This is a genomic window from Bacillus sp. ISL-39, assembly GCF_018613295.1.
In the GTDB taxonomy this organism is placed as follows: Bacteria; Bacillota; Bacilli; order Bacillales; family Cytobacillaceae; genus Mesobacillus.
Genome location: NZ_JAGGQM010000007.1, coordinates 92,798 through 117,541, shown reverse-complemented (window position 1 = coordinate 117,541; position 24,744 = coordinate 92,798). Strand labels below are relative to the sequence as shown.

General features: G+C 39.2%; 30 protein-coding genes, 2 pseudogenes and 1 other annotated feature. Of the genes and pseudogenes, 9 read left to right on the top strand and 23 right to left on the bottom strand.

Annotation, left to right across the window (positions count from 1 at the left end; translation table 11 throughout):
• Together J7E37_RS08490 and J7E37_RS08485 are read left to right on the top strand one after the other, a co-directional pair.
• The coding region (locus tag J7E37_RS08490) for a CotY/CotZ family spore coat protein (RefSeq protein ID WP_215023532.1) at positions 1-628 on the top strand (628 nt) is incomplete at its 5' end.
• 255 nt (positions 629-883) lie between these two features.
• On the top strand, positions 884-1,669 hold the full coding sequence (locus tag J7E37_RS08485; RefSeq protein ID WP_214778943.1) for a CsxC family protein: 786 nt from the start codon (positions 884-886) through the stop codon (positions 1,667-1,669).
• Positions 1,670-1,708: 39 nt separating this feature from the next.
• On the opposite strand, the gene J7E37_RS08480 is transcribed toward J7E37_RS08485, so the two are convergent.
• From J7E37_RS08480 to J7E37_RS08470, 3 genes are all read right to left on the bottom strand, one after another.
• Positions 1,709-2,854, bottom strand: coding sequence for a hypothetical protein (locus J7E37_RS08480; protein ID WP_215023530.1), 1,146 nt, complete (start codon positions 2,852-2,854; stop codon positions 1,709-1,711).
• Positions 2,855-2,947: 93 nt separating this feature from the next.
• Positions 2,948-3,724, bottom strand: a complete 777-nt coding sequence (locus tag J7E37_RS08475) for a CsxC family protein (RefSeq protein WP_214778939.1) — start codon at positions 3,722-3,724, stop codon at positions 2,948-2,950.
• A gap of 321 nt (positions 3,725-4,045) precedes the next feature.
• Positions 4,046-4,819: a CsxC family protein gene (locus J7E37_RS08470; RefSeq protein ID WP_214778937.1), complete on the bottom strand. Its 774-nt coding sequence runs from the start codon at positions 4,817-4,819 to the stop codon at positions 4,046-4,048.
• A gap of 203 nt (positions 4,820-5,022) precedes the next feature.
• Between J7E37_RS08470 and J7E37_RS08465 the strand changes: the two genes are divergently transcribed.
• Together J7E37_RS08465 and J7E37_RS08460 are read left to right on the top strand one after the other, a co-directional pair.
• Positions 5,023-6,213: a ParM/StbA family protein gene (locus J7E37_RS08465; protein ID WP_215023528.1), complete on the top strand. Its 1,191-nt coding sequence runs from the start codon at positions 5,023-5,025 to the stop codon at positions 6,211-6,213.
• A gap of 5 nt (positions 6,214-6,218) precedes the next feature.
• Complete coding sequence (locus tag J7E37_RS08460) at positions 6,219-6,593, top strand: hypothetical protein (RefSeq protein WP_214778934.1); 375 nt, start codon at positions 6,219-6,221, stop codon at positions 6,591-6,593.
• 322 nt (positions 6,594-6,915) lie between these two features.
• On the opposite strand, the gene glsA is transcribed toward J7E37_RS08460, so the two are convergent.
• On the bottom strand, positions 6,916-7,842 hold the full coding sequence (gene glsA, locus J7E37_RS08455; RefSeq protein WP_215023526.1) for a glutaminase A: 927 nt from the start codon (positions 7,840-7,842) through the stop codon (positions 6,916-6,918).
• A gap of 320 nt (positions 7,843-8,162) precedes the next feature.
• Positions 8,163-8,312 carry a hypothetical protein gene (locus J7E37_RS08450; protein ID WP_214778930.1) on the bottom strand — a complete coding sequence of 50 codons (150 nt, stop codon included), beginning with the start codon at positions 8,310-8,312 and terminating at the stop codon, positions 8,163-8,165.
• A 192-nt stretch (positions 8,313-8,504) separates the two neighbouring features.
• Here J7E37_RS08450 and J7E37_RS08445 point away from each other — a divergent pair, with 192 nt between their 5' ends.
• Entirely contained in the window at positions 8,505-8,639 is a 135-nt protein-coding gene (locus tag J7E37_RS08445; RefSeq protein ID WP_214778928.1) for a BA3454 family stress response protein, read from the top strand.
• 199 nt (positions 8,640-8,838) lie between these two features.
• Here the strand turns inward: J7E37_RS08445 and J7E37_RS08440 are convergent, their stop codons facing one another.
• The 8 genes from J7E37_RS08440 to J7E37_RS08405 all read right to left on the bottom strand — a co-directional run bounded on the left by J7E37_RS08440 (position 8,839) and on the right by J7E37_RS08405 (position 13,740).
• The gene (locus J7E37_RS08440) at positions 8,839-9,240 is read right to left on the bottom strand and encodes an anti-sigma regulatory factor (RefSeq protein WP_214778926.1); all 402 of its coding nucleotides are present in this window, start codon (positions 9,238-9,240) and stop codon (positions 8,839-8,841) included.
• Positions 9,241-9,244: 4 nt separating this feature from the next.
• A complete protein-coding gene (locus J7E37_RS08435) occupies positions 9,245-9,601 on the bottom strand; it encodes an STAS domain-containing protein (protein ID WP_041965776.1) in 357 nt (118 codons plus the stop codon).
• 264 nt (positions 9,602-9,865) lie between these two features.
• Complete coding sequence (locus J7E37_RS08430) at positions 9,866-10,882, bottom strand: C40 family peptidase (protein WP_214778924.1); 1,017 nt, start codon at positions 10,880-10,882, stop codon at positions 9,866-9,868.
• A gap of 378 nt (positions 10,883-11,260) precedes the next feature.
• Positions 11,261-11,695, bottom strand: a complete 435-nt coding sequence (locus J7E37_RS08425) for a hypothetical protein (RefSeq protein WP_215023524.1) — start codon at positions 11,693-11,695, stop codon at positions 11,261-11,263.
• 103 nt (positions 11,696-11,798) lie between these two features.
• Complete coding sequence (locus J7E37_RS08420; protein WP_214778920.1) at positions 11,799-12,659, bottom strand: DUF421 domain-containing protein; 861 nt, start codon at positions 12,657-12,659, stop codon at positions 11,799-11,801.
• An 11-nt stretch (positions 12,660-12,670) separates the two neighbouring features.
• Positions 12,671-12,874, bottom strand: coding sequence for a DUF1657 domain-containing protein (locus J7E37_RS08415; RefSeq protein ID WP_214778918.1), 204 nt, complete (start codon positions 12,872-12,874; stop codon positions 12,671-12,673).
• A gap of 59 nt (positions 12,875-12,933) precedes the next feature.
• Complete coding sequence (locus J7E37_RS08410; RefSeq protein WP_167832543.1) at positions 12,934-13,137, bottom strand: DUF1657 domain-containing protein; 204 nt, start codon at positions 13,135-13,137, stop codon at positions 12,934-12,936.
• 132 nt (positions 13,138-13,269) lie between these two features.
• Positions 13,270-13,740: a hypothetical protein gene (locus J7E37_RS08405; protein ID WP_214778916.1), complete on the bottom strand. Its 471-nt coding sequence runs from the start codon at positions 13,738-13,740 to the stop codon at positions 13,270-13,272.
• A gap of 260 nt (positions 13,741-14,000) precedes the next feature.
• Between J7E37_RS08405 and J7E37_RS08400 the strand changes: the two genes are divergently transcribed.
• On the top strand, positions 14,001-15,152 hold the full coding sequence (locus tag J7E37_RS08400) for a TIGR04053 family radical SAM/SPASM domain-containing protein (RefSeq protein WP_251009561.1): 1,152 nt from the start codon (positions 14,001-14,003) through the stop codon (positions 15,150-15,152).
• A 328-nt stretch (positions 15,153-15,480) separates the two neighbouring features.
• Positions 15,481-15,777, top strand: a complete 297-nt coding sequence (locus J7E37_RS08395; protein ID WP_214778912.1) for a HesB/YadR/YfhF family protein — start codon at positions 15,481-15,483, stop codon at positions 15,775-15,777.
• 37 nt (positions 15,778-15,814) lie between these two features.
• Here J7E37_RS08395 and argS read toward each other — a convergent pair.
• From argS to J7E37_RS08375, 4 genes and pseudogenes are all read right to left on the bottom strand, one after another.
• Positions 15,815-17,511, bottom strand: a pseudogene (gene argS, locus J7E37_RS08390) (arginine--tRNA ligase).
• 40 nt (positions 17,512-17,551) lie between these two features.
• Positions 17,552-17,765 (bottom strand) — a binding site (T-box leader).
• 39 nt (positions 17,766-17,804) lie between these two features.
• Complete coding sequence (locus J7E37_RS22055; protein ID WP_214778908.1) at positions 17,805-18,281, bottom strand: GNAT family N-acetyltransferase; 477 nt, start codon at positions 18,279-18,281, stop codon at positions 17,805-17,807.
• Between the two features lie 525 nt (positions 18,282-18,806).
• On the bottom strand, positions 18,807-19,064 hold the full coding sequence (locus J7E37_RS22470) for an OsmC family protein (protein ID WP_353050001.1): 258 nt from the start codon (positions 19,062-19,064) through the stop codon (positions 18,807-18,809).
• Positions 19,065-19,076: 12 nt separating this feature from the next.
• Positions 19,077-19,277: a hypothetical protein gene (locus tag J7E37_RS08375; RefSeq protein ID WP_215023522.1), complete on the bottom strand. Its 201-nt coding sequence runs from the start codon at positions 19,275-19,277 to the stop codon at positions 19,077-19,079.
• A 200-nt stretch (positions 19,278-19,477) separates the two neighbouring features.
• Here J7E37_RS08375 and J7E37_RS08370 point away from each other — a divergent pair, with 200 nt between their 5' ends.
• Positions 19,478-19,615 carry a hypothetical protein gene (locus tag J7E37_RS08370; RefSeq protein ID WP_214778904.1) on the top strand — a complete coding sequence of 46 codons (138 nt, stop codon included), beginning with the start codon at positions 19,478-19,480 and terminating at the stop codon, positions 19,613-19,615.
• A 98-nt stretch (positions 19,616-19,713) separates the two neighbouring features.
• On the top strand, positions 19,714-20,151 hold the full coding sequence (locus tag J7E37_RS08365; RefSeq protein WP_215023520.1) for a hypothetical protein: 438 nt from the start codon (positions 19,714-19,716) through the stop codon (positions 20,149-20,151).
• Positions 20,152-20,212: 61 nt separating this feature from the next.
• Here J7E37_RS08365 and J7E37_RS08360 read toward each other — a convergent pair whose 3' ends face one another.
• The 6 genes and pseudogenes from J7E37_RS08360 to J7E37_RS08335 form a co-directional block, all read right to left on the bottom strand.
• The gene (locus tag J7E37_RS08360; protein WP_215023613.1) at positions 20,213-20,818 is read right to left on the bottom strand and encodes a LysE/ArgO family amino acid transporter; all 606 of its coding nucleotides are present in this window, start codon (positions 20,816-20,818) and stop codon (positions 20,213-20,215) included.
• A 294-nt stretch (positions 20,819-21,112) separates the two neighbouring features.
• Positions 21,113-21,583 (bottom strand): NUDIX domain-containing protein, encoded by a 471-nt coding sequence (locus J7E37_RS08355; protein ID WP_215023518.1) that lies wholly within the window; start codon positions 21,581-21,583, stop codon positions 21,113-21,115.
• Positions 21,564-21,965, bottom strand: coding sequence for an HIT family protein (locus tag J7E37_RS08350; protein WP_251009560.1), 402 nt, complete (start codon positions 21,963-21,965; stop codon positions 21,564-21,566). The genes J7E37_RS08355 and J7E37_RS08350 overlap by 20 nt, the downstream gene beginning before the upstream one ends.
• A 28-nt stretch (positions 21,966-21,993) precedes the next feature.
• Positions 21,994-22,704, bottom strand: coding sequence for a class I SAM-dependent methyltransferase (locus tag J7E37_RS08345; protein WP_214778900.1), 711 nt, complete (start codon positions 22,702-22,704; stop codon positions 21,994-21,996).
• 26 nt (positions 22,705-22,730) lie between these two features.
• A complete protein-coding gene (gene dnaN / locus J7E37_RS08340; RefSeq protein ID WP_215023516.1) occupies positions 22,731-23,852 on the bottom strand; it encodes a DNA polymerase III subunit beta in 1,122 nt (373 codons plus the stop codon).
• A 115-nt stretch (positions 23,853-23,967) separates the two neighbouring features.
• A pseudogene (locus J7E37_RS08335) lies at positions 23,968-24,564 on the bottom strand (class I SAM-dependent methyltransferase).
• Positions 24,565-24,744: the final 180 nt, after the last annotated feature.

Below are 24,744 nucleotides of genomic sequence, written 5' to 3'. Positions count from 1 at the left end.
CGAAAGCTCTGACTGGAAGCACAAAAAGCATAAGGACGATAAGTGGCACGATCACCACGAAAGCTCTGACTGGAAACACAAAAAGCATAAGGACCATAAATGGAACCATTATGATGAATCAAGTGATTTAGATCATTATAAAAAAACAGAGAATGGCTGTGTTTGTGACAAAGTAAAGGAAATCAATAAAGCACAGAAGAAAGTAGCAGGAAAGAAACATGGCTGTGACACCAGCTGTGAACGGTCAATTAAAGAACTTCTAAATCATTGTAAACATTCAGAGCATGATACAATCCCATTTAAACTGCTCTGTGGTTGTATAGGTGAATGTGAAACCTTCGTTGGTACAGGGGTAGTAAATATTAATGGCTGTTTTTTTGATATTCGATCCAGCTTTTTCAGGGTTGTAGATTTTGTGAAAGGTTCGGATTGCTGTGCTATTCTTGAATTATTATGTCCAGAGCGTTGTGAAGGAAATCACGGTATTAGCGGATTTGTCCGTACCGGTGCATGCTTTGAAGTGGATTTGAATGATTTTACAGGAATTACATGCTTTCCTCCTGTTGCAGCAAAAAAAATGGATCCGCAAAGACTTTTAAATGGTGGATATAAGAAAAAATCACGGTAATAGACTATTTCTCCAGTTTGATGAACAAAAATGCTAGACAAAAACCTCATTTCCCTATCTATTCGGAAATGAGGTTTTTATATTATTGGCTAAATTTCTGCTTTTTGGAATGCGATTTTAATAAATATGTGTTTGTCCTCTATCATATGTCTATTCATTATTTCCTTGGTCGCATATAAAAATAGTAAGTCAAAAGAAAGAAACTAGGAATCTCATGTTTCTATTCTTTTTGCAAAAAAACAAGGAGTGAAAATAATGAAGAGAAACACAGGATGCAATTCGTATGGCTGCCCCCCGCAGCCAAATTGTGACCAGGCAGAAACTATTAGGGTAGACTGCAATAACAACTCTTATCCACCAGATGGAAAACACTTGAAATACCCGGTTATCGATGTGCCGGTGCCATTAGCGGAAGTAGAAATCCAGGCTGAAGTAGAAGCTGATATCCAGCTTCCAACAGCAGCAAGGGAAATTAAACATATGCGCAGGAATGTTTCTTTGAAGCAGTGCAAAGCCATCCGTTCGAAGATGGACCCTCATATGGTGAAGCTTTACATTACTGGAGTCGTCCACAAAAACATTCAATATGTTGAAAGCTGCAGCGGCAATGTAAAAGACTATAGCGTCGATGTTCCTTTCAATTGCAATCAGGCTGTCTATGTAAAGAACCATCCTGACTATGAGCACTTTAGTCAGAAAAACTCGGTTTATGAAAGACGTTTTACTGATAAACACGGTATGGGAGCAGATAATTGTACTTCCGGTGCTTTCACCTACGAATATTACAATCAACCTATTGATTGCAAACTATTATTCTCTTTTGTAAACGATCTTGATCTTTACAAGGATCACGATGCCTGGGGCAGATTCACCCGGATTACAGAAAAAATGGAGGTCGGCTTGTTTATCAAGTTGCTTCAGGAGCAGCAGGTTGAGTTGCCATCTAAGTATGAAAAACATGACGACTCCTGTTCCTATAAAAAAGAATACAAGGGCCCGAAAAGTATGCAGTCTAGAATCTACGATATGATGAGAGACTAAAACTAAATCAGGGTGTCTCTATTTGAGGCACCCTATCTATCATTGAGAAGAAACCAAATCTCTTAAATCCACGCACTGTTTTTGATAAATGTCAATTTGCATATTTGCTGAACCCTGGATTAACAGTTTCTCATTTTCTAGTAGTTGCTCATTCCAGGTGCAGCTAAGATTGGTTAACTGAAAATCAAGTTTATCCACTAATCTCTCACTGAATTCCCTGTGGAAGGAAGGATCATTGCCATCATTCTCAGTGAACATATATTCCTTGCTTTGATTACATGATAATTCAGGCGGGAGAACCCACTCAACCTTAACGATTTTGCTCCAGGGAACATGGATTTTCAATGAATGCAGAGTTCCTGTTTCATGATCATCCGCTTTTTCTACATACTCTAAATCAAGAAGTAAGATACCCTTTGAGAAAAAATTTCTAGTTGGAAGAATAATATCCATATCGATTGAATGAATGGACCATTCAACAGTTGTTACAGATGCTATTGGTTTGATTATGGTAAATACATCAAATATGTCAACTTCTAAATTTACGTGAGCTAAATTAACGGGAAGTTTAACCTTGATATCCTGAGTTCTTTCTCCAGGTCTGCAATGCAATTTCTCCAATGATTCAAATGAATTTGGTGTAGCATCGCTCTCATTTGAGCTTTCAGTTTCATCCGGCATCTCCTTCATTGATCCGAGCAATGGATATTCATAGGACTTCCTGTTCAAAAGATCTGTTTCGTTGCCAATTTCTTGTTCATAATTTTCTTCCGTGTAATTTTGTTCAGAGCTTTCTTCATTTAGAGAAAATTCTTGGGAACTTTCTTCTTTGTAATATAAATATTCGGAGCTTTCCTCTTTGCTGATGATGTGGTCTGAGCTCTCTTCATCTAAGAAGACATCTATTAAGTCTTCTTTAACTATGCTGTCAGCTGACTTTTCTTCAAACTCTGATTCTTCTGGATCATTGGGCTCTTTCTCCTGCTTTGCCCGGAACAATTGTTTTTTGGGGGCTGAGTGTAACAAATCAATACCTTTTACCTTAGGAGGCTGTAGGATCAACGGGTTTGCGGCCTTTTTTTTACGTCTTTCCGGCGATTGAATATGTCCTTCCGTTCTAGGTGTTGTCGGAGTGGCTCTTCTTGCTGTCCAGCTGCCTCGAAAGGGAGGCGTTTCAGGTGGCATCCTTTCTAACCCTCCTTTCTGCTTTTTTCAAGTATAAAAGGGGGGATATACTATTTAGTCCTAGTATAATCCCCCACCTTTTTTACTGATATATTATTCTGACTCGTCGTAGTAAGAATGATCGTTTGTTGCAGAAGATACACGGATTTGTTGGTTTTGCAGGACTCTGACTGTAAAGTCGATAACCATTTTCTCTTCAATTGTATTAAAGTATCCCTCATCAATCGGTGAAGATGTTGGAAGCGGCTGACGATCTATCGCCTCATCCCATTCGATTATTTGGCTTGATACCAATTCACAGAAAGGCAATTCATTATAGAATTGGGTGCTTTCCTGATGGAATTGTGATAAATCACTTGTTAACAGTTCATCCTTCTCAGGATATCCCGTTGATAAAGGCTTTGACACAAAGAAGTCAAATTCCTTACGATTGTTCATATGCGGCTGAACAGGTTTTGATAGATACTCCCTAATATCGGTGACTAGCTGAAAAGGAATATCTACTGTATATGAGTGAAGGTCGGAAGCTACTGTAGAAGATGTTGTTTCCTGAATTTCCATGCTAGGGCTTGCGTATTGGATATTCTTCCTGACAAAACCCTTAATAAAAAGCTTGCTTGTCGGCAGAAGTAATCGGCACTGTGTTAACTTCAATCTTTTCTTGATATCTTTGATTTCCAACACTGGCTCCGGAAAATTAATCTTCGTATCAACATTCGCCTGAAGGGTTAGCTCGGCAAGTACTACCGGTACCTTTGTCACCATCTTTCCAAGACTGACATGTGGATGATGATGATGCGGTTTGCATTCAAAATGATCCTTAGATGGTGCACACTCGAAATCGGGTTTCTTTTTATCTGATTCAAACATATTTGGGCTCCTCCTTATAACTCCTTAGAGTGAAGATGTTCTATCCTATGCACTATGATAAATTGGGTCTAGGCATATGCCCGTAAGCATTAGCAGGTTTTAGGCAAGTACCCACTCTTCGCCCTTTATCTCACTTGAACTGTACTTGCTCCAAGGCTTAGAAAAATTTTTTTGTTTTTTTTTTGCTTCTATTGGTATTGCAAACATATGCGGCCAGGAATATGTATGAATTATACAATAGAAAAAGCATGCATTTACCGGGGCTTACCGGCTTATGCCATGCTTTTAATTTTGTCATTTAATTAGTTTTTCTAAAGAGAATCAACCATTTATAAATCCATTAAGGTTTACTTGCTGATTCTGGTATACTCTTACTCGGAATTGGAGCAGGGTTTTTTCAACAATTGTGTGGAATGTACCTTCTTCAAATGGGGCATTGTGCTCCAGCGGATAGCGGTCGATGGATTCATCCCATTGAATAATATCGCTTCTCACTAATTCACAATATGGAATCTGATTGTAGAATTGTGTGCTGACTTGATGGAACTGTGACAGGTCACTTGACAATAAATGATCCTTTTCAGGGTATCCATGGCCCAGCTTTTGTGACCTGAAGAAGTCGAATTCTTCGCGAGTATTAGATAAAGGGAAATCAGGCAGATTTAAGAAATCGTCCGCTGTAAGAATAGTAACACACTCAAATGGAACATCCACTGTCAAAGAGCGCATTTCAGATGATACACAATCGCTTTTTGCATGATAGCAAGGTGTAGCGTATTGAATATTCTTCCGAATGAAGCCCTTAATGAATAATGGAATTCCGGTTGCAGGGAAATCGCCGTTATCAGGTAGCGGAGATAAAAGCAATCTGCACTGAACAATTTTCACCCGCTTTTTAATATCCTTGATCTCTAGAACTGGATCAGGAAAAGAGATTTCTGCAACAAGATGATCCGTTACATTGATATCAGCTAAGGTTACAGCAATATTAGCAAAGTCCCCAGCTGTAACTGCAGGTGTATTGGCGCATTCATTCATGGATGCAGACTTTCTCACATTCACACAACCACGTGGACCTTTATGCTCATTAGTCATTCATTTTTTCCTCCTTTAAAATTTCTTGTACAATTTATCCTATTCCTACTAGTTTTTTTGGCATAGATAAATGAATCAGAACAAATGCGGATTTTTATAAAGATAGAAGAAATCGTTTCTTTAAATTCCATTCTCCTAATCAATATGGGTACTTGCACAGTTGAACATGCCTTGTGCATAGAATTCAAAAGGAGGAGGATAAAATGAACAATTATAATTTCTTTGCTGTCGATATAGGCAATAGCTGGTATAAAGTTTTGGCCTCTGATCAAGGAGAGCTTGCCGAATACCATATACCGAACGCTATTGCACTATATGATGATGAATTTTACGAAAGGCCTTATGACGAGGAAGATATTGACCTCGAAGAAAACATGATCGTAGAGGTAAAAAGCCCGGCGGTCATTAACAAAAGAGAAATTTTTTATGCAGGCAAATCAGCTGCCAAACAGAGAAACGTCAGCTTGACTGCAAGCAACAATCAGAAGGCAGATGAGGATCGAACGTATATCCTTCTGTTTGCTGCCGCTGCTTATCATGCATCAATCATCAAACCTGATGATATTGAAATAACTTATTGCATTGACCAATTAGCTGTATCCCTCCCAACTACACAATATAAGGATAGAAAAGAAGTATTAAAACAGAGGCTTACTGGAAGCCATACTGTCATACTCCATAAAGTCCCTGGTATTCCAGAGCCAAAGGAGCTGACAGTAAAGCTTGAGGTTAAAGATGTAATTGTTGGAGCCGAAGGAGCCTGTGCTTATTTAGGTTTGATACGGGACATTGACACACTAGCAATTAAGGATGATAACCTTTTGAAGGATTCTAAAAAGGGAATCATTATTGGCGATTTGGGCGGCGACTCTGTCGATTTTGTAGGAATCAAGAATAATAAACCTGTTGCATCAGTAGAAGGTGACCATTTTGGAATTAATTTGTTCCTAGATACAATTATAAAAAAAGTAAGCAAGAATGAACTATACACCTTTGATTCAAGATCAGAACTAGAAGAAAAGCTGTATGCTGGGCAGTCGGAATGGTATGTAGAACCCTTTGCAGGGGTTAAAAAAGACATTAGCAAGTATGTCATACCGCAATTAAGAATCATGGCGATCAAATACCTCGAACACTTTGACCGTGCCCGAAGCAGTTCGAGTGAAATCAAAGGTGCATCGCGCTATATTGCTGTCGGTGGTGCAGCAAAGCTTGCGCAAAAACAGATCCAGGAAGCTGCAGTCAGATGGTCTGAAAAGGGCAGGCCCATCGAACTCACCTTTCCAGAAAATCTTGAAAAACTGAATGTCTTCGGACTCATGATTTTAGCCAAGATGAATCAACTAAAAAAACAACATGAGAATACCGAGGAATTAATTTCCGTTGAAGGATGATCGGTATGTCAAACATATATACGGATTACGAGAACAAAGTTGCGATAACTGTCCCTGAACGATATATTGATGTTAAAACTGGTGAGTCACACCCTGTTTCATCCAAAATAATTGATCAGATAGAATACCATGCTGATAACAGTACACTCATTCACCTTGTTTTATCAGCTCTTCATCAATACTTGAACCAAAAGCCTGTATCTAATGGAGGTTCAGGGGAAATCCTGCAGCAGCTTGCAGAAATAAGGTCGATACTAGAGAATGGGGTTTACCAGATACAGCCTGCCGCAAAACCAAAACATGTAAACGAATCAACAGATGCGGCAAAACTGCTTAATTTGAAGGAAGTTGAGGATATTCTTGAAGCCTTTGGAGGATAATCGAAAACTCGGAATTGCCCTAGTCCAACGCGTATTTCCGCTCAAACTTTAAGCCATATACCTCAAACAACATAAGCTTTTGGCAGTGCCAAGTATCGGGATAGATACTATTGTACAGTGCAAAAAGAGTAAGGACGGTACATTCGTGCACGTCCTTTACTTTTTGGATTAGGCTATTTTCAAGCAGAAGTTTTAAAGCATGAATTGCTTTCAGACTCGTAAAAACTCCAGGTCCCGATTTTTAGCTGTAAGCAACGAAGTTTAAGAAAAGAGGCAAACTTAAAACGAATTACATCGCTGAGGACCCATTAATATGATCAATTTAAAACATGCTCATATTATATTTTGCGGACATCATCTCTAATAATTTGATTCCACCTATACTATTGCCCTTTTCATCTAATGCAGGTCCTAAAATTCCGATTCCAAACCGATTTGGTACTGAGCCCATTATTCCGCCTGATACACCACTTTTTGCTGGGATTCCAACCCTTACAGCAAACTCACCTGACGCATTATACATTCCACACGTTACCATGAAAGTTTTACATAGCCTGGCCACATGCGCAGGAATGAGCCGGCGGTTCGTAACAGGTTCTATTCCATCCATGGCGAAAACACAGCCAATACGCGCCAGGTCCAGGCAATCCATCTCGATTGCACATTGCTTCGAGTATACCTCTAATAATTCTTCTACATCTTCATCTATGACACCATGTTGTTTTAAAAAATAGCACAGTGCCCTGTTTAGATCGGAAGTTTCGTATTCAGATTGAGCAACTTCTCTTGAATACCCAATGGAGGAATTACCGGCCAGCAGTTGAATGAAGGAAAGTATCCTCCCAAAACGTTCTTCCGCACTGATTCCTTTAATCATATGAGTAACTGCTAGTGCACCTGCATTGATCATAGGATTCAGCGGTTTGGATGGGCTGAATTCCAGCTTTACAATCGAATTAAAGGGGTCACCAGTCGGCTCATACCCTACTTTGTTAAAGACTGCTTCTTCTCCATAATCCATTAGTGCAAGGGCCAATGTTAACACTTTCGAGACACTTTGCAATGTTAGCTTCTGCTGTATATCCCCAGCAGAGACACATGTACCATCATCATGGAAAATAGCGACAGACAGTTCTTCTGGATTCGCTTTTGCCAGCGCAGGTATATAATCAGCTATCTTCCCGCCGCCAGTATAATCCTTTGCTTTTCTTACCAATTCATTCAACTCATCAGTCGTTCTGCAAGGCATGTTAACTCCTCCAATAAGTAATATACTTAACAATTACCCATAATTTTTTATCTTATCCATGCACCGGTTGCACCACGTACGACAACTAGTGTATTAACTTATAAAGTCCTGCTTGTCCTCATTTCTATCTTGGAAACGGTGAATGAAAAATTTTACATTCCTTTCAAAACAATTAAACCAAAATTTTGTATTAAAGTGAAATGGAGTAAATTTATATTGAATAAAAAAACACACTAAAAACAAGCCGGAGTATATTCCAGCTTGTTTTAGTGCAGTTTTTTTTCTAAACTTAGGTGCTTTCAACCACTTTACCAATTAAATCATTTCCTGAGGTTTTCTTGGTCCTTCAATCTGTTTTGCTGGTCGGGTACTCTACCCTGATCCTTGAACTCATCTACCTTTTTACCATTGCCTAATTTCTCTCGTTCATAATCAACCAAGCTTTGCTTGTTATTGTTCTCATTGCTCATATGCATGTTTCCCTCCTTAGGCATGATATTTGTCTTATTCCCTCATGAGTAAAGAGCAAACCTGGTAGCATACCCATAGGGACGGAAGGATAAAAATTGCAAGTCCATGATGTTTACTCTATCCTTCTAGAAGGTAATAAATATAACAGTCATAAAATTAAGCACTTAAACAAAAAGAAAGGAAAATGTTATATGAAAGAAGTTACGGTTACAGTGGATTTAAAAGGAAAAAACTATTTAACTAATGTCATCGCAGATCGAGATACTTCTGAGGAAGAAATTCTGGAGCAGGCACGGGAACAAGTATTAAAGCAATGGACAATATAAATAATGGAAAGGATGTTCGGCTTGTACTGAACATCCTTTTTACTGAATTTTGAGGCTAGAAATTTAGTATTGATTGTACTTAAGAAAGGAAAGTGGATGAAAATACGGGGTACAACTTTTGTGAAATTTTTTAAATTTTTCATAATCTTGGCAGTTCATGGAGACGTGATGTATTTTGTTCATCTCCATGCAAATCTTCTTACCTTGCCCATTTGGTAATCGTGATTTTTGTACCAGTTCCTGGCATCGAATCAATATCAAAACTGTCCATTAACCTTTTAACTCCTGGTAGTCCTGCACCAAGACCGCCTGAAGTGGAAAAACCATCCTGGAGGACCATCCTTATGTCATTTATGCCTGGTCCATTATCAGCAGCAGAAATCTGAATCCCTTTTCTACCGTTATCTTCTAAGACGTCAATAGTAATCTGGCCGCTTCCTGCATATAAATAAATGTTTCTTGCGAGCTCAGAAATCGCTGTCGTTATTCTTGCCTGGTCAACGCCACCAAATAGGAGTTCTTTCGAAACCTCTCTCCCTTTCTGACGGGCAAGCACTATATCAAATTCATTATTAATATTAATAATAATCGGTTCTGTCATTTGGCTAACCCTCTAACAATTGGCTTAATATCGAAATTCCTTGTTCTAGGTCCAGAGCTGTATGGACATTTTCCATTGTTATGCCAAGCTCTATCAAAGTAATGGCGACTGCAGGCTGGATACCTGTCAGTACAGCTTTAGTGCCCATCAGGCTTGTCATGACTATCACGTCGCCCAATACTTTTGCAATGAACGAATCAATCATATCGACAGAAGTCAAATCGATTACAACGCCCTTTGCTCCTGTATCTTTAATTTTGTTTAACAAGTCCTCCTGAAAAGTCAGTACCGTCTGGTCATCTAGTTCTACTTGAATTGAAACTAATAAATAATCTTTTAATTTTAATATAGGAATTCTCACTTTATATGCCTCCAAATCATTAAACTCACCAGAATTCACTATGTACAAATAATTTTAATTCAAGATGGGCTGCATCCAAACACTTGCACGTTAGCAAATAAGATTTTAATTGGATTATACGCTATATATAAAGTGGTTTACAAATTAAAAGCTGCGCTTTCTATATGTTATTCCAAAAATATCAGTAAATAAAAAATAAATTAAAAAACCTCCTAAAAGGAGGTTTCAAAATTTAAATGGCTGGGTATAGGCTAAAAAACCAGATTAAAATGTGGTTTTTGCTCCTAGGTAACGCGGCTTCCAATATGAGTTACTCATGTCACTTATTTCTACTCCTCTGGATGAACCAGAATGAATAAACTTGCCATTACCTAGATAAATTCCTGCATGTGATGGACCTGGCTTATACGTCTCAAAGAACACTAGGTCACCTACACGCGGCGATGAAACAGACTTTGTAGCATCCCAAATAGACGAAACTGTTCTCGGGATCGAAATCCCTGCTTTGCTATAAACATAGTTTAGATAACCTGAACAATCGAAGCCTGCTGGTGTGCTGCCAGCCCAGACATAGGGAACGCTAATGTACTTTTTGGCTTCTGTTACCAATGCATTTACCTTCGAAGTTGATGCATATGTTGCTGCCACTGGAGCAGTTGCAGTTGATACATTCGTGGCAACTGGTGTAGAAGCCGAACCGGATAGCTTCAATACCTGTCCAGGAAAAATTAGATGAGAATTCAAGTTATTGAATGACATCAATTGTGATAGCGATAAGTTATGGCGAGCAGCAATCGTTGACAAATTGTCACCGCTACGGACTGTATATGTACTGGATGAGCTGGCGGGTGCTGATACTGCAGCTGCAGCGGAAGTTCCAGATACTTTTAATCTTTGTCCTGAATAGATAACGTCAGATTTAAGTCCGTTCAATGATTTAAGTCCGCTGATGGACATCCCATATGATTTTGAAATTCCCCATAAAGTATCGCCTGACTTTACAACATAAATATCAGAAGATGTGCTTACGCTTGTGTTTGGTGCTGTCGTGTGACTGTGAGGTGCAAGAACTGATAGTTTCTGATTTACATAGATGGTAGTGCTTGATAGATTATTCCATTTTTGAATATCATTTATAGCAACGTTATATATATTTGAAAGTTTCCATAAAGAATCTCCAGATTGGACTGTGTATAATTTTTCATGAGCACTTGCTGAACCATTTAATGATGTAAATAAAATCCCGGCTGTTGCAGCCACCGTCAAAAGCTGTTTTTTCATGTTAGAGCAACTCCTTTGATTTCGATTACAAACTAATAGTAGAGTTTCCCAAACTAGTTTTGAATCTATAAATATTGGTTTGTGAGGAATAGTTTTCCTTTGGTGAAAATACCGTTTACATGCCAGTAGGTCTCCAAAACGCTTAATTTACAGGGAATACAGGCGCATTTTTCCTTTTAAATTAGTTTTTTGTTACATGAATGAAATATAAGCTTAATCTGGCTGTAACTTTCTTTGGATATGTCAGTTTACCTATCCTGTCTGTATAACAAGGGAAAAAAGGACTAATTAATTGAACAAACAATGTTTTTCATTTATATGTAGTTAAAAAAATACAAAAACACCCCGCTGGCTTCTTAGCGGGGTGTTACACATTTATTAGAGGTTGCGTTTAATTAATTGATTTGCTAAGTGATCGACCTGTTGGCTATTGCCTGCTTCTTGAGCAGCTGAAGCAATTTGATTGATCATTTGACTGCTCTCTGGATTTGTCGAGGTTGCCGATTGGAAACCTGTTGTTTTATTTGCCTTATTTGTATCTAGACCAGAGGTGAATTCTTTTGCAAATTCAGTGATCCCTGCAGCCATGGGCTTGTTAAAAGCTGTTCCAGCATTGGAATTTTGGAAAAGCTGCCTCATTCCATCTCCCATTCGATTTCGAAAAAGATACGCTGCAGCAGCACTGGCTACAACTCCCATAATCGAATACGTCATGGAGCGATTTCTTTTACGTCTGTTTCCGAACATTTTCATCATGTTTTGAGGTATATTCGATCTCATTAACGCAGAAATCCATGCAGTTCTACTATTCATACGGCAGCACCCCTTTTTGAATTAGAGGAGTCGGTCTCCCCCATCAATTAGTATTTGATTTCTGCCGATCGATATTCCGGAAAAAGATTACATAAAAAGCTGTTTATTCTTTCAAAAATGGCTTCAATCTATGGATGGCTTCTTGCAATTTTTTTGCATTCTTATTGTACATTGCCTTAGTACTTGAAGACTCTGTCCCGAGAGCGAATAATTCTAGGTCTGCCTGACATTTATTAAGCATAGCCAACAAAAGTTTTCTCGGTTGAGGGGATGGAACCTGAATTTGGTCATCGTATGTATCAATGGATAATTTTCCAAAAGAATCTACCTGGGCTAAAAACACATTATCAAGTGTCACTCCTAGATTGGCTAGCTCAATATCCAGCCATCCTTTACTTTTACCAGCCGATGCCAATTGGTCGTTCAAGACATTTCCATCCATTATGACAGTGTAGGATTCCTTTTCAGGGGCCACAGACAAGTTTAAATCCTTTGGTGATAGAGGTTGCAATTCTTTTTTTAGCAGTACACTTAGATCGCCTTTTGGCTCCAAAACAGCAAACTCAACATCTGCTGTTTTGAAAACATTTTTTTGTCTTAATAGTGAATTCAATTCATCGAGAGTATATTTTTCCTTTTTTAAATTTTCTTCTAATACTTTTCCATCTTTTATTATTACTGTTGACTTTCCTTCAACTAAATCCCGGAACTTCTTGCTCTTGATCCCAAGAAGGTCATGCAAATATGTAAAGGTACCAAATATTACAATGGCCAATACTCCATGAAACAAATTCCCATCCAGGCCCATGATTACTTCACCAGCAATACTTCCTATGGTGATACCCGAAACATATTCAAAAAAAGACAACTCCGACAGCTGCTTCTTCCCGCCCATTTTCGTAATCGCAAATAATGTCACTACAAACAACACAGACGATATTATAATGTGAATCCAGTCATTCATTGTCTCACCTTCTAGCTTTTATATTGGGGCTCTTCTATTTCAATCTGTGTCTTCCTGTCTTGCAGGTCGGTTTTAATCTCCCCGATGACCAACATTGTTTCATGAAAGACTTTGCTCGCTTCAGGAATATTGGTATTCAACGCCATTGATGATAACTGTGCTTCAATTCCTTTAATTGTAGAAAGGAGTTGATTAATGTCGGATGCTACTGTCAATTTTCATCACCTCTATAAAAAGGAAAAGGGCTGGTTCAACCTGCCCCCCTCCCTGCATTTTATTGTTTATATTGTGGTTCTTCTTTTTCAATTTCCTGCAGACGAGGTTGAATGCTATCAATAACTGCTTGTGTTTGTTGAGCAGCTGTCTGATAAAGTTGCTTGGCTTGTTGATTATCCGTACCAAGTGCAAAAGTCTCCAAACTTGCCTGAGCACTTTTAAGACCAGCAATTGTTTGTTTTACTTGCGCTCCAACTGTCAGCATGGTCCCTTCTTTCTACAGAATTATTGGTACTGTTTTAGTATGGCATGGCTGAAATAAATTATTCGAGGCTACATAAAGATCCATAATGTAAAAAGCCATGAGTATGCTTTTCTGCAGGCCCATGGCTGGTCAATGTTCATCACCGTTTACAATAATTCTTGCGTTATACAGTACATAGCCATTTTCCCATTTGGCACGAACCTCCAAGGCGTAATCCCCAGAAGCTATATTAGACGCCTCTAAGTTTAAAGGGTATGCCGTCAGTTCTTTATAAGCGAGTTTTCCCGTGTCCATTTCCCATAAATAACATTTAACCGAATCAGGTGAGTGATTAAATAAAAGCTCGATGTTGTCATTTGGATCAACAATGAGTGGAGTGGATTCTCTTACCAGGACAGCTGGTTCAGTATTGATATCTGCTGAAGCAGTCCTTCCCCACTTCCTTAAGGAATAAGTTACAGGCTGTACCTCCAAAGCATGTTTGGCTGCAACAACTTCTAATTCGGGAGGGACAGGTTTATAACGGGTATAAGTGATCCAGCTCGATAAGCTGAAAATAACCAATATAGACAAGGTGATCCACGGAACAGACTTTTTCACTGATATCCCCCTTTTCCCGAATCCTGATTGCTCCCTATATATAGACGTTGAGGTCTGAGGATAAGTTTCAAATTATTCGATTAATTTAAATGAATGTTTTGTGTTTGGCTTTTCGGCGTTCTAAGGTTCATAGGGGGAGACTTATATATTCTTATCCGTTAATTCGTAACCAATTTCGATATTATGTAACATTCATTACATGCGGATAGAATCTCTTATTTTATAATGAATAAATAATTGATAAAAAGTTGGTGATGAATATGCATGAAGTTCGATTTTCTGGACATCCTGCTGTGGTTGATTTTGATGTAAATCCTTACATCGTTATCTGGGAAGTGACTAGGGCCTGCCAGCTTAAATGTCTGCATTGCAGGGCAGATGCACAGAATAAGCCTGACCCAAGGGAATTGACACCTGAAGAAGGTATAAACCTGATTGACCAAATTTTTGACTTAGGAAATCCCATGCTCGTATTTACTGGTGGAGACTGTATGATGCGTGAGGATCTCTTTGATCTCGCGGACTATGCAATAAAAAAAGGAATGCGGGTTTCCATGACACCAAGCGCCACAGATAATGTGACTAAAGAAAAAATGCAAAGAGCCAAGGAGGTCGGACTTTCTAGATGGGCTTTCAGCATTGATGGTCCTACCCCTGAAATCCATGACCATTTTCGCGGCACTCCTGGATCGTTTGACCTTACAATTGAAAAGGTAAAATACTTGAATGATTTAAACATGCCTTTACAGCTTAATACAGTTATTTCCCGCTACAATTACAACCATCTTGAACAAATGGCGGAGTTAATGAAAGAACTCAAGGTCGTGATGTGGTACATTTTTTTACTGGTACCTACAGGCCGCGGGCAGTTGGACGCCTGCCTGACTCCAGCTGAACATGAAAAGGTGTTCCGGTGGCTTTATGAACTAAGCAAAACCGCACCATACGAAATTAAAACTACTGCAGCTCAGCATTACAGACGTGTAGTATTTCAACAAAAGGCTCGGGAAAACAGGGTTAATAAAGAAGATGGGATCCGGTATGAGGATACCTTGACTAAAGATATGGCCTCTATGACTGATGGCTTGAAGCGAGCACCTAAAGGAGTAAATGACGGAAATGGATTTTTATTTATTTCCCATACTGGTGAGGTCATGCCTTCAGGACTGCTGCCGCTTGTCGGCGGGAATGTCCGCGAAAAGCCTTTGGCTGATATATATCGAAACTCCCCTATTTTCAAGGACTTGCGAAGCCCTGACAAATATAAAGGCAAATGCGGTGTATGCGAATTCCGCTTTGTCTGCGGGGGTTCACGCTCAAGAACATACGCAGTGACCGGAGACTATATGGACAGCGAACAATTCTGTGTCTATATTCCGGAAGCAATTCGTAAAAAGGAAACAACAGTTTAACATCATCAGCTCCTTTTGCCGGAGCTGGTCTTTATATTTGGCTCTTTTCTCAAACTTTGTTGCTATTGACTACAAAATAGGATTGAATGACCTATTTTTCTTCGTAAAGTTGACTCTTTTGTGAGAAAAGAGCATGCAAACTTAATACCGACCAACAAAATGGCCTACTATTACGTTAAAATCGGCTTTAGGATTTTTTAACAACAATCTTTACGAAAACAGCCTTATATTTTGACACTTTCATGACATCGCCAAAACTGTGACATAAAGCACGGCAGTCAGTACCTTTCAGGTTTTACAATAAAACTAACGAAAGGATGGTGCAAAGATGACAATCAAGATTGATCAAAACGCATACAAATGGTTTGAAAATGAATTTGATACACCAAAACCGTTTCACATCCGCCTTTACCCTCAATATGCCGGGTTTGGCGATAAGAACAAGGGCTATAGCCTGGCCTTCTCGCTTGAAGCACCTGCCATTGCCGCCGAACAGCAGGAGATTGACGGAATTACCTTTTATGTAGAAGCGAATGATACTTGGTTTTTTGATGAGACAGATGTTGAACTTAAATACAGCGACACCGCTGGTGAAATATTCGCCAATTATATAGAACAAAATTAATCCCAATTGAGTCCCAGGCATTGACCCGGGACTCTTTTTACATTTCTTTCGGAGCTTTGATCCCCAATATTCTAAGGCCTTCCTCGAGGACAATGCTGACAGCATGGACCAAATGGAGCCGCGCATTCTTTTCCGGATCATCTCCAAGGATCCGCACTTCTCCATAGTATTTATTAAACGCCTGGGACAGATTAAGAACATATTTAGCAATTAGGGAGGGATCATTTCTTTCAAGCGCTCTCTTGATTGTATCCGGGAACATTTGCAGCTCAGTGATCACTGGCCATTCAGCAACAGCAGCCAGCTCTTCGTCCCCATTCGTATCTTCAAGTGCCCCCTTTTTCAACAATGATTGTGCCCGGGTATTTGTATATTGAACATAAGGTCCTGTTTCGCCCTCGACTTTTAGCATCTCTTCCAGGGAAAACTCAATATCATTCATCCGAAAATTCTTAAGGTCATGAAATACAACGGCACCGGTACCAATCATTTTGGCAATATCTATTTTATTGTCCAAAGAGGTTTTTTTTCCTCAATATTTTTTTCTGCCAGCTGAATTGAATCAGTGAGAACATCTTCAAGCAAAACGACCTTGCCTTTTCTTGTGGACATTTTTTTCCCGTCCTTTAACATCATGCCAAATGGAACATGAGTAATACCGTCCGCCCACTGGAAATCCATTTTTGCAAGCACTGCTTTTATCTGTTTAAAGTGAAGGCTTTGCTCATTGCCAACCACATATAATGATTTAACAAAAGAATACTCTTTGAATCTGTACATGGCCGCGGCTAAATCTCTTGTAGCATACAAGGTGGCGCCATCAGATTTTTTTATAAGACAAGGTGGAAGTTCTATGTCATCCAATTTGACTACTTGTGCCCCATCGGATTCATCAAGCAGTCCCTTTTCTTGCAGTATTTCCACGATTGGTTCCATCTTATCATTATAGAAGGCTTCCCCTGCATATGAATTAAACTCAATCCCCATAAGATCGTATATCTTCTTAAACTCCTTCAGTGATTCATCCTTGAACCATTTCCAAAGCTCAAGAGCATCAGCATCCCCATTCTCCAGGCGTCTGAACCAGTCGCGGCCTTCTTGTTCAAGCTCCGGCTGACTTTCTGCGGTCTCATGAAATCTTATATAAAGCTCAAGCAGCTCCTGTATCGGGTTCTTCTTTACTTCTTCCTCTGTGCCCCACAGCTTATATGCCGTGATGAGTTTGCCGAACTGAGTACCCCAGTCCCCTAAATGGTTGATTTTGACTGTTCTGTATCCACATTTTTCATAAATAAGCGAAAGCGAATTTCCAATAACGGTTGACCGCAGATGACCCATGGAAAATGGTTTAGCGATATTTGGCGAGGAAAGGTCAATTGTTACAGTCTGACTTTCACCAATGTCGAGATCACCATAATGATTCTTCTTTTGCCGTATTTCATTTAATAGTTCTTTGGCAACTTGCCCCTTATTTAAGAACGCATTTATATAGCCGCCAACTGCTTCAAAACGATCGAATGGTCCTTTGACCCCGCTTTGCAAGCGGGAACATAAATCTTTGGCAATTTCAGGTGGTGGCTTTCTCGTCGTTTTCGCCAATTGGAAACATGGAAAAGCTAAGTCTCCCTGCTGCAAAAATTTTGGTTTCTCAATTAACCGCTCTATCTCATAAGAAGTATGAACTTCCTCCAACACAGCGGCAAGCAATTCTGAGTAAAGTTTTACATATTCCATTAAAAAACCCCCTTATAAATACAAAAACTCCCGCCTCTATATAAGAGACGAGAGTAAATCCCGCGGTACCACTCAAATTGTTCCAGCATAAGGAACCTGCTTTCATTGATAACGGGTAAATCCCGGCCGGCCCTACTCGATTTGAGGCAAGCATCTCAAAAGTGCGCTTCATCATTCATATGCACCAGGCTTCCACCGTCCCTGGCTCGCTATAGCAAATATAGAATAATTACTCTCTTTTTCATCGATTTGATATTTTTACCATTATAAACAATCAAGAAGACATTTTGCAATCAATTTTTCACTGTCAAAAGCGAATCAAATTCTTGAATCGAACGTTTGTGTTCATCGTACTTTTCAATATAGTTGCCGCCGTTATAATCGCCAATCACTTTGCGCCAGAAGTTTCTGGCCGGCTCATTTTTCTGAACCTGGGTAATACTCCAGTTCCCAGGGAATAAGTCAAACAGCTTGACGGCCGCATCCGTCCCAAATCCTTTCCGGTAGAATTTCCTCATGATAAAAAATTCAAGGATGACATTGGGAACTCCACTTTCGACCATTGCAAAACCCGCCAGTTCCCCATCATGCATGATAAAAAAGGCATGTAAATCAGCTTCAGTCCAATATGGTTGTAAATCAAATGGAGCAAAGCTGCCATTCACTTCAAGCTTGATATCCTGAAAGACGGTAAATTCGTAAATATAAAATTGAACTAAATTTTGAAGAGTTGCTTCATCCTCTTCTTTAACACGCACTAAATCAATCACATGGACTCCCCTTTTTTTAAGGCTCTTTTCTCAAACTTTGTTGCTTTTGACTACAAAATAAAATTAAATGACCCATTTTTCTTCGCAAAATTGACTCCTTTGTAAGAAAAGAGCATGCCAACTTAATACCGACCTGCAAAATGGCCTTTTAATACGTTAAAATCGGCTTTAGGATTTTAACAACAATCTTTACGAAAACAGCCTTTTTTAAAAGTTATGACTAAGAATTCGTGCATTTAACCGAAAATCCTTTTTATCATTAGGCTCTTTTCTCAAACATTGTTTCGATTGACTACAAAATAGGATTGAATGACCTGTTTTAGTCCGCAAAGTTGAATCTATTGTTAGAAAAGAGCATGCAAACTTAATACCGACCTGCAAAACGGCTTTACATTAAGTTAAAATCGGCTTTAGGATTTTAACAACAATCTTTACAAAAACAGCCTATCATTAAAATGATCTTAAAATCACCCTGTTTATAAAGTGAAAATGAGCCCTCATCTAATTAGATAAGGACTCATTATACTAATATTCTTCTATTTGCCAAGTATGTGTGAACTGGATACAGCCCTTTAATGTTTGTGCGACTGGACATCCTCGTTCAAAAACATTCAATGCTCTTTCGGCAGCTTCTTTTTTTCCGGCAGGGACCTTCAATTCATAGTGACAGCTGATTTTCGTGATTTTTAGGACTCCTTCCGGTGCTTCAATTGTTCCTTGGACGTTTGCCTTGACCTTATCAGGTGAAGTAGGTATTTTACGCGCCTCCAGCGCGCCAGACAGGGTTCCTACCAGTCAGCCGCCTGCTGCAGAAACAATATGGTCTAGCGTTGACGGATATTCTACCTCTGGATTCACACCATAAAATTGCTTCACACCACCATGGACGCCAAAAATCAAAGGCTCACTAAAACCATCAATGTAAGCCTCCCTGATTTTATTGGGAGTATCCTTTTGGAGCACTGTTATCTTCGTTAGCGCAATTGGCTCGGACAATTATACGATCCCTCCTCGATTTTCTAACTCCACCATATAAGAAACTGTGCAATTTTTCAAATAATAACCTAATTTTTTAAAATAGGCAGCCCGACTTTTTTAATCTATGATACAAGCTGATGCTCGTCCGATATTTTTTCATATGATGTTGTTGTAAGGTTCGGATCTTACCTATCTTCTTAAAGGAAGGAGGTGAAGAGATGTTAATCACTGCGATTGTTGTTCTTTTGCTGGCACTTGCTTTGGTCGTTGCAATTCTGTTGAACCAAGACGCACTTGCTGATGTCCTTTACACTTGCATCGGCGAAGTAATTGCTGCCGAAAACGGTGCTGCTTAATCTCTGAAAGATTTGTGACCTGAAGTTCCTTACAATCTCCCTGGCTATACCGGTATTAGCCGGGGAGATCTTAATTTTAGATAGAAAGGGTGTATTTTATGAATGAGAATGATATCAAGCCGCATATTGACCGTTTAAAAAAAGATCCTTCATTGAATGAAATCCTTAATTTTACACAGGCGGTCCTTAAGAAATCATCAGAAAAACCGGACGAGGGAAAAGTAACAGATCATATTAAAGCAGATGGGAATAATCAATTGAATGCAGACACACTTGATACACTGGTGGCATCTGCTCAAAGCTTTTTAAATCCAGCTACTTTATCATTGCTTTCCAAAACCTTGAATCAATCAGAATTGAAAAAAGAAGATTCCAAAAGTTCCAGCTTAAAACATAAGGTTGAACAGCTTTCTGCCGAAATGAACGAAGTTAGGGAGGAACTGAACCAAACCAAAACGCAGTTAGCAGAAAAAAACAAACGTTTAGAAGAACTTGAGGAAACTGTCCAATATCTTAAACGAAGGAGGAGACGGTGAATAAAAGTAGAGTCCTTCATTCAATGAAGAACTCTATTTTTGTGCGGGAAGAGCTTAATTTTTAAAAAGTCAGTGCCAAATAGATAGCGGTTCCCCACATAATCGCAGCGGATATCTTATTTAAGATATCGAGAAAACCATTTGACTTCCTTAACCTCCCCACTTGATGGCCAACAAAAGCAAGGGCGAAAAACCACATCCAGGAAGTTAAAACACAGGCCAGAGCAAAGGTGATTTTCGCAGGTCCCGAATATGTCAGTGAACTCGTTCCTATCACTCCGATTGTATCCATGATCGCATGTGGGTTTAGCAAAGAAACTGAAGCAGCAAAGGTTATTTGTTTTTTGGCGGAAAAGGCTTCCTGTTTTGCTGTAACTTCAGATGGCTTACTTCTCCAGGTTAAATAACCCATGTAGATTAAAAATAGTATCCCAGCTGTTAAAAGCAATGCAGTCAGCCAGGCAATCTGCAGAACGATTACCGATATTCCTAAAACAGCCAAAGTGATCAAGAGTGTATCACTTATCGAAGCTGTAAGAATAACGGGCAATACTCTCCTATATTGTTTGTGTATCGATCCCTGGTTGAAGACAAACACATTTTGGACTCCTAACGGAAGGATCAGCCCGAAAGCAAGGATGAAACCATGAATTCCTGCTGCTAGCATAAGTCTTCTTCTCCTTCTGCCATCCACATGAATTTTTTCCAAGGCAGCCATCCACTGCCATGCCAATTTTATATAAACAGTTCACTTACAACAGAAAAGGACCTAGCCTTAAGTCCTTTTTCAATTAAACTTTAAATATTTTCTGTGAGATACTGAAAACAGCTATACTGATAATAAACGCAAAAATACCAGAGTGAATTTTATTTTCCCAAGTAATGATATGATTGGAAAAGGTTAGGATTGTAGCGACAAAAAAGCTCGTGAAAAGCACCTGAGGGAAATTTAATTTTTTTTTCATTTTAACCCCTTTGATTTTAATAGACTCACATAATCTAATATTGCCAAATCTACCTGGTCGATGTGTACAGCGTCTTTAAGGTCCCAGAGTCTTATATCAGACATTTCTTCGTTTTGTTGGAAGGGGCGCAGAGAATCAGTTGTCGAATAGTATAACGGATTGAACTTTTCGGCTCCGTTCAGAAGATTTTTCACCCATGCCAGGCCAACAAATTTAAGATCAACGACGGATTGTCCTGTTTCTTCAAGAAGTTCTCTTCGAGCGCAATCTAAAGGTGTTTCACCTTTCTCCCTCTTTCCAGCCGGAACTTCCCATTGCTGCCTGAAGGAGTTGTATCCAATCAGGTATCTCCCCTTCACCTTGATAATGGCATACGATCCTGCCAGCGGCTGGTATTGCCACATATCCATTTCTTTTATTTCTAGAATTTCTTTCAATTTAAAACCATTATTTTGTTTCGTGACCATGTAGCAATCGTCCTTGTTCGTCACGTACCCTCGCACCGAAATGGACATGCCAGTGCATATGCTTATTGCTCTGGTAGTTTCCAATGTTCGTAGAAAGCGTGCAGGCCCCATACTCCTTTTCTAGCTTAGAGGCAACCTGCTTTACTACCTGAAGAACATCACTCATTATCTCGGCTTCCTCATTGGATACTGATAAAAAAGATAAAATATGTTTTTTGGGAATGACAATAATATGTACCTCATAATATGGCCGAGTGTGATAAAACGCGAGAGTGTGCTCCGTTTCAAACACCTTTTCCACCTGGGTATTGCCGGATAATACCTCATCACAATAGAAATCTTCCCATCTTTGTTCAGCGATCATTTGAACACCTCTTTTCATTACCTTTCTCCACTCAGGGACAATGAGCTCAAGTTTCTTTTTTGAATAACGCAGCTATTAACGCTGAGTTTCCAAATTGTTTGGTCTCATGTTCCATATCACTCATTTTCCGGATTTCAACCGCTGTGAATTCGTGAAAAATCCTCGTAAGTTTTTCAGCAGTAAATCCTAAACCGCCTCGCATGCTTTTACCTCTATACACTTCCCAATCAGAAATAGCTGCTCCGCCCAGCTCACCCCCCTCGACAAAGCAGGTTAGCGCGAATAAACCACCAGGCTTTAAAGCTCTCTTAACCAACTCTATGTAATTCATCCTCCTGTGTGGCGGGATATGGTGGAAGCACCCTGAATCATAGACAAGATCATATGTACCTTCTTCAATTTCCATTTCAAAAATATTTCGTTGAATAAAATTCACTTGTACCTTTTGTTCTTTTTCCCTTTCTTTAGCCCATTCCAGTCCTTCTGAAGATTGGTCGACTGCATCCACTTGAAAGCCATTCCTGGCCAGATAGATTGCATTTCTTCCGGGTCCACAGCCTAAGTCCAGCACTTTGCCCGCCACAAGTCTCTTCATTTCGATATATTCCACTAAATTCTCGTCGGGATGGTTTTCAAAAAAAGGTACTTTTCTTTCTCGGTCAGAGTAAAAATTATCCCAATTAAATTGACTTTCTTCTTTCAGAAGATGATCTAGCATTGTTAATAAATCCTCATAACTATGTATTGTTTCTTTCATAACATACCTCCCCAATACTCTGTTATTTATCCTCTCACCGGTGAAATAAGGTGGAAGTGACGCTTGTTGCTATTTGGCTTGATCAATATCGGCCTCATCGACCCCGAGTAGTTCAACGTAACCTCTTCTTCCGTAAAAGCTTTTAGCGCATCGATTAAAAAGGTGCTGTTCAACGATAGTGATAATTCCTTATCACCATATAATTCAATGATTTGCTGTGTTTCTTCAATTTTTCCAAAGTCCGGGGAATAGGAGGTAATCTTAACGGTGCTTCCATTTATTAATTCCAATTTAACGTTGTTGTTCCTTGATTCCCGGTTAAATAAACTGGCGCGGTCGATTCCTTTTAAAAATTTGGATGTGTGGACTGTAATCATTGTCTTTGGATGTGCTGGGATGAGACTGTTAAGATTAGGATAATTTCCTTCAATTAATCTTGTGTACATTGCCAGATTAAGAGTTTTAAATACGAGATAATTCTCACTAACATATACAGTAATCAAGTCATTAGCACTGTTGAATAGTCTCATAAATTCTTTAACTGATGCTAGCGGTATCACATAGGAACCTTCGATATCAATTTCAACTTCGCTTTCTCTCATCGCTAATCTGTGGGAATTAGTGGCTGCACAGATGATTTTGTTTTCCTGTAAAGTGACCAGCAACCCGGTCAAAACTGGGCGGGTATCAATTGACGAAGCAGCAAACGCCGTTTGGCTTATCATTTCTTTTAAAAGAAGGCCAGGTATTTTGACACTCTTACCATGGACCAGTACTGGAGTGTTAGGATATGCCTCAACGTCGAAACTGCTCAACACTACAGAGATTTCCTCAGTCTTGATTGATAGTTTATGCAGATCAATTAACTCGACCGTCAGTTCTTCTGGCAGCTTTTTCACCAATTCAACTAAATATTTGGCAGGAACCACAACGCTTCCTGTTTCATTAACAGTCAACTTCCCTTCAGCCCCGAACGGGATGGTTTTCTCAACAAAAAATAAATGATTGCTGACAATAAGAGTCAACCCTTCAGCATGAGCTGTCATTTTCATCCCATTCATGATTTGCGGTTCTGCTTTAGCTGATATACTTCTGCTTAATTCAGATAATGCTTCATAAAAACTGTCTCTATCAATTTTAAATTTCATGACCTTTTTCCCTTCATTCCACCTTTATAGTTAATTCGACAAATCTTTGGAAAATCCTTGTAAAAACAGAAAAAAGCGACCTTCTTTTTAGAAGAATCGCTTAATGTAAAAATCTTTATTTTTCCAAAATAACCTGGATCACATGGCCTACTCCGGTATGCAATTGACCTTCAACTCGTTCCTGTTCTCCGTAAAAGAAATGCATTATTTTAAACCCTTTCAGCCATTGTAAAAGGTCTGCTGGATCGTATAGCATATCTATTTTTTTTGGACCGCCTGTACCATATCTTACCTGGTCCTCGGAATACACTTCAAGCATCACTATGCCTCCAGGTTTAACAGCAGATACTAATTTATCAAATACTGTTTTTTGGTCTTGCTTGGAAAAATGGCCAAAAACCATAATGGCTGCATCAAATTCCTCAACTGGGACCTAATCTTGGATTAAATCTTTTTGTTTTGTTGTGATATCGACTCCATAACGATCAGCCAGTGCTTCAGTTTTTTTTAAGCCATTCAGCGCATAATCATAGGCTGTAACTTCAAGACCTTGTCTGGCAAGGTAAACAGCATTCCTGCCTTCTCCTTCCGCGAAGCATACCACTTTTTTTTCCTTCTCCAGCCTGTTTGCCTGCTTTTTTATAAAAAGGTTCGGCTCTTCACCATAAACATATTGTTCAGAGCTAAAACGCTCATGCCATGAATTTTCCATACTCTCACTCCTTCCTAATTATTATACCCAATACCCTTTTTTTAGTATGATTAAAGAACATAAGGCTAACCTATTTTTTATTGGGTAAAAAAGATAAGGAGGTGGAATAAGTTGAAAGAATTAATGTCGATGGACGAGGTTAAAAGCTTGATTAGTGACAATGAGTTAAGCTTTATTTAT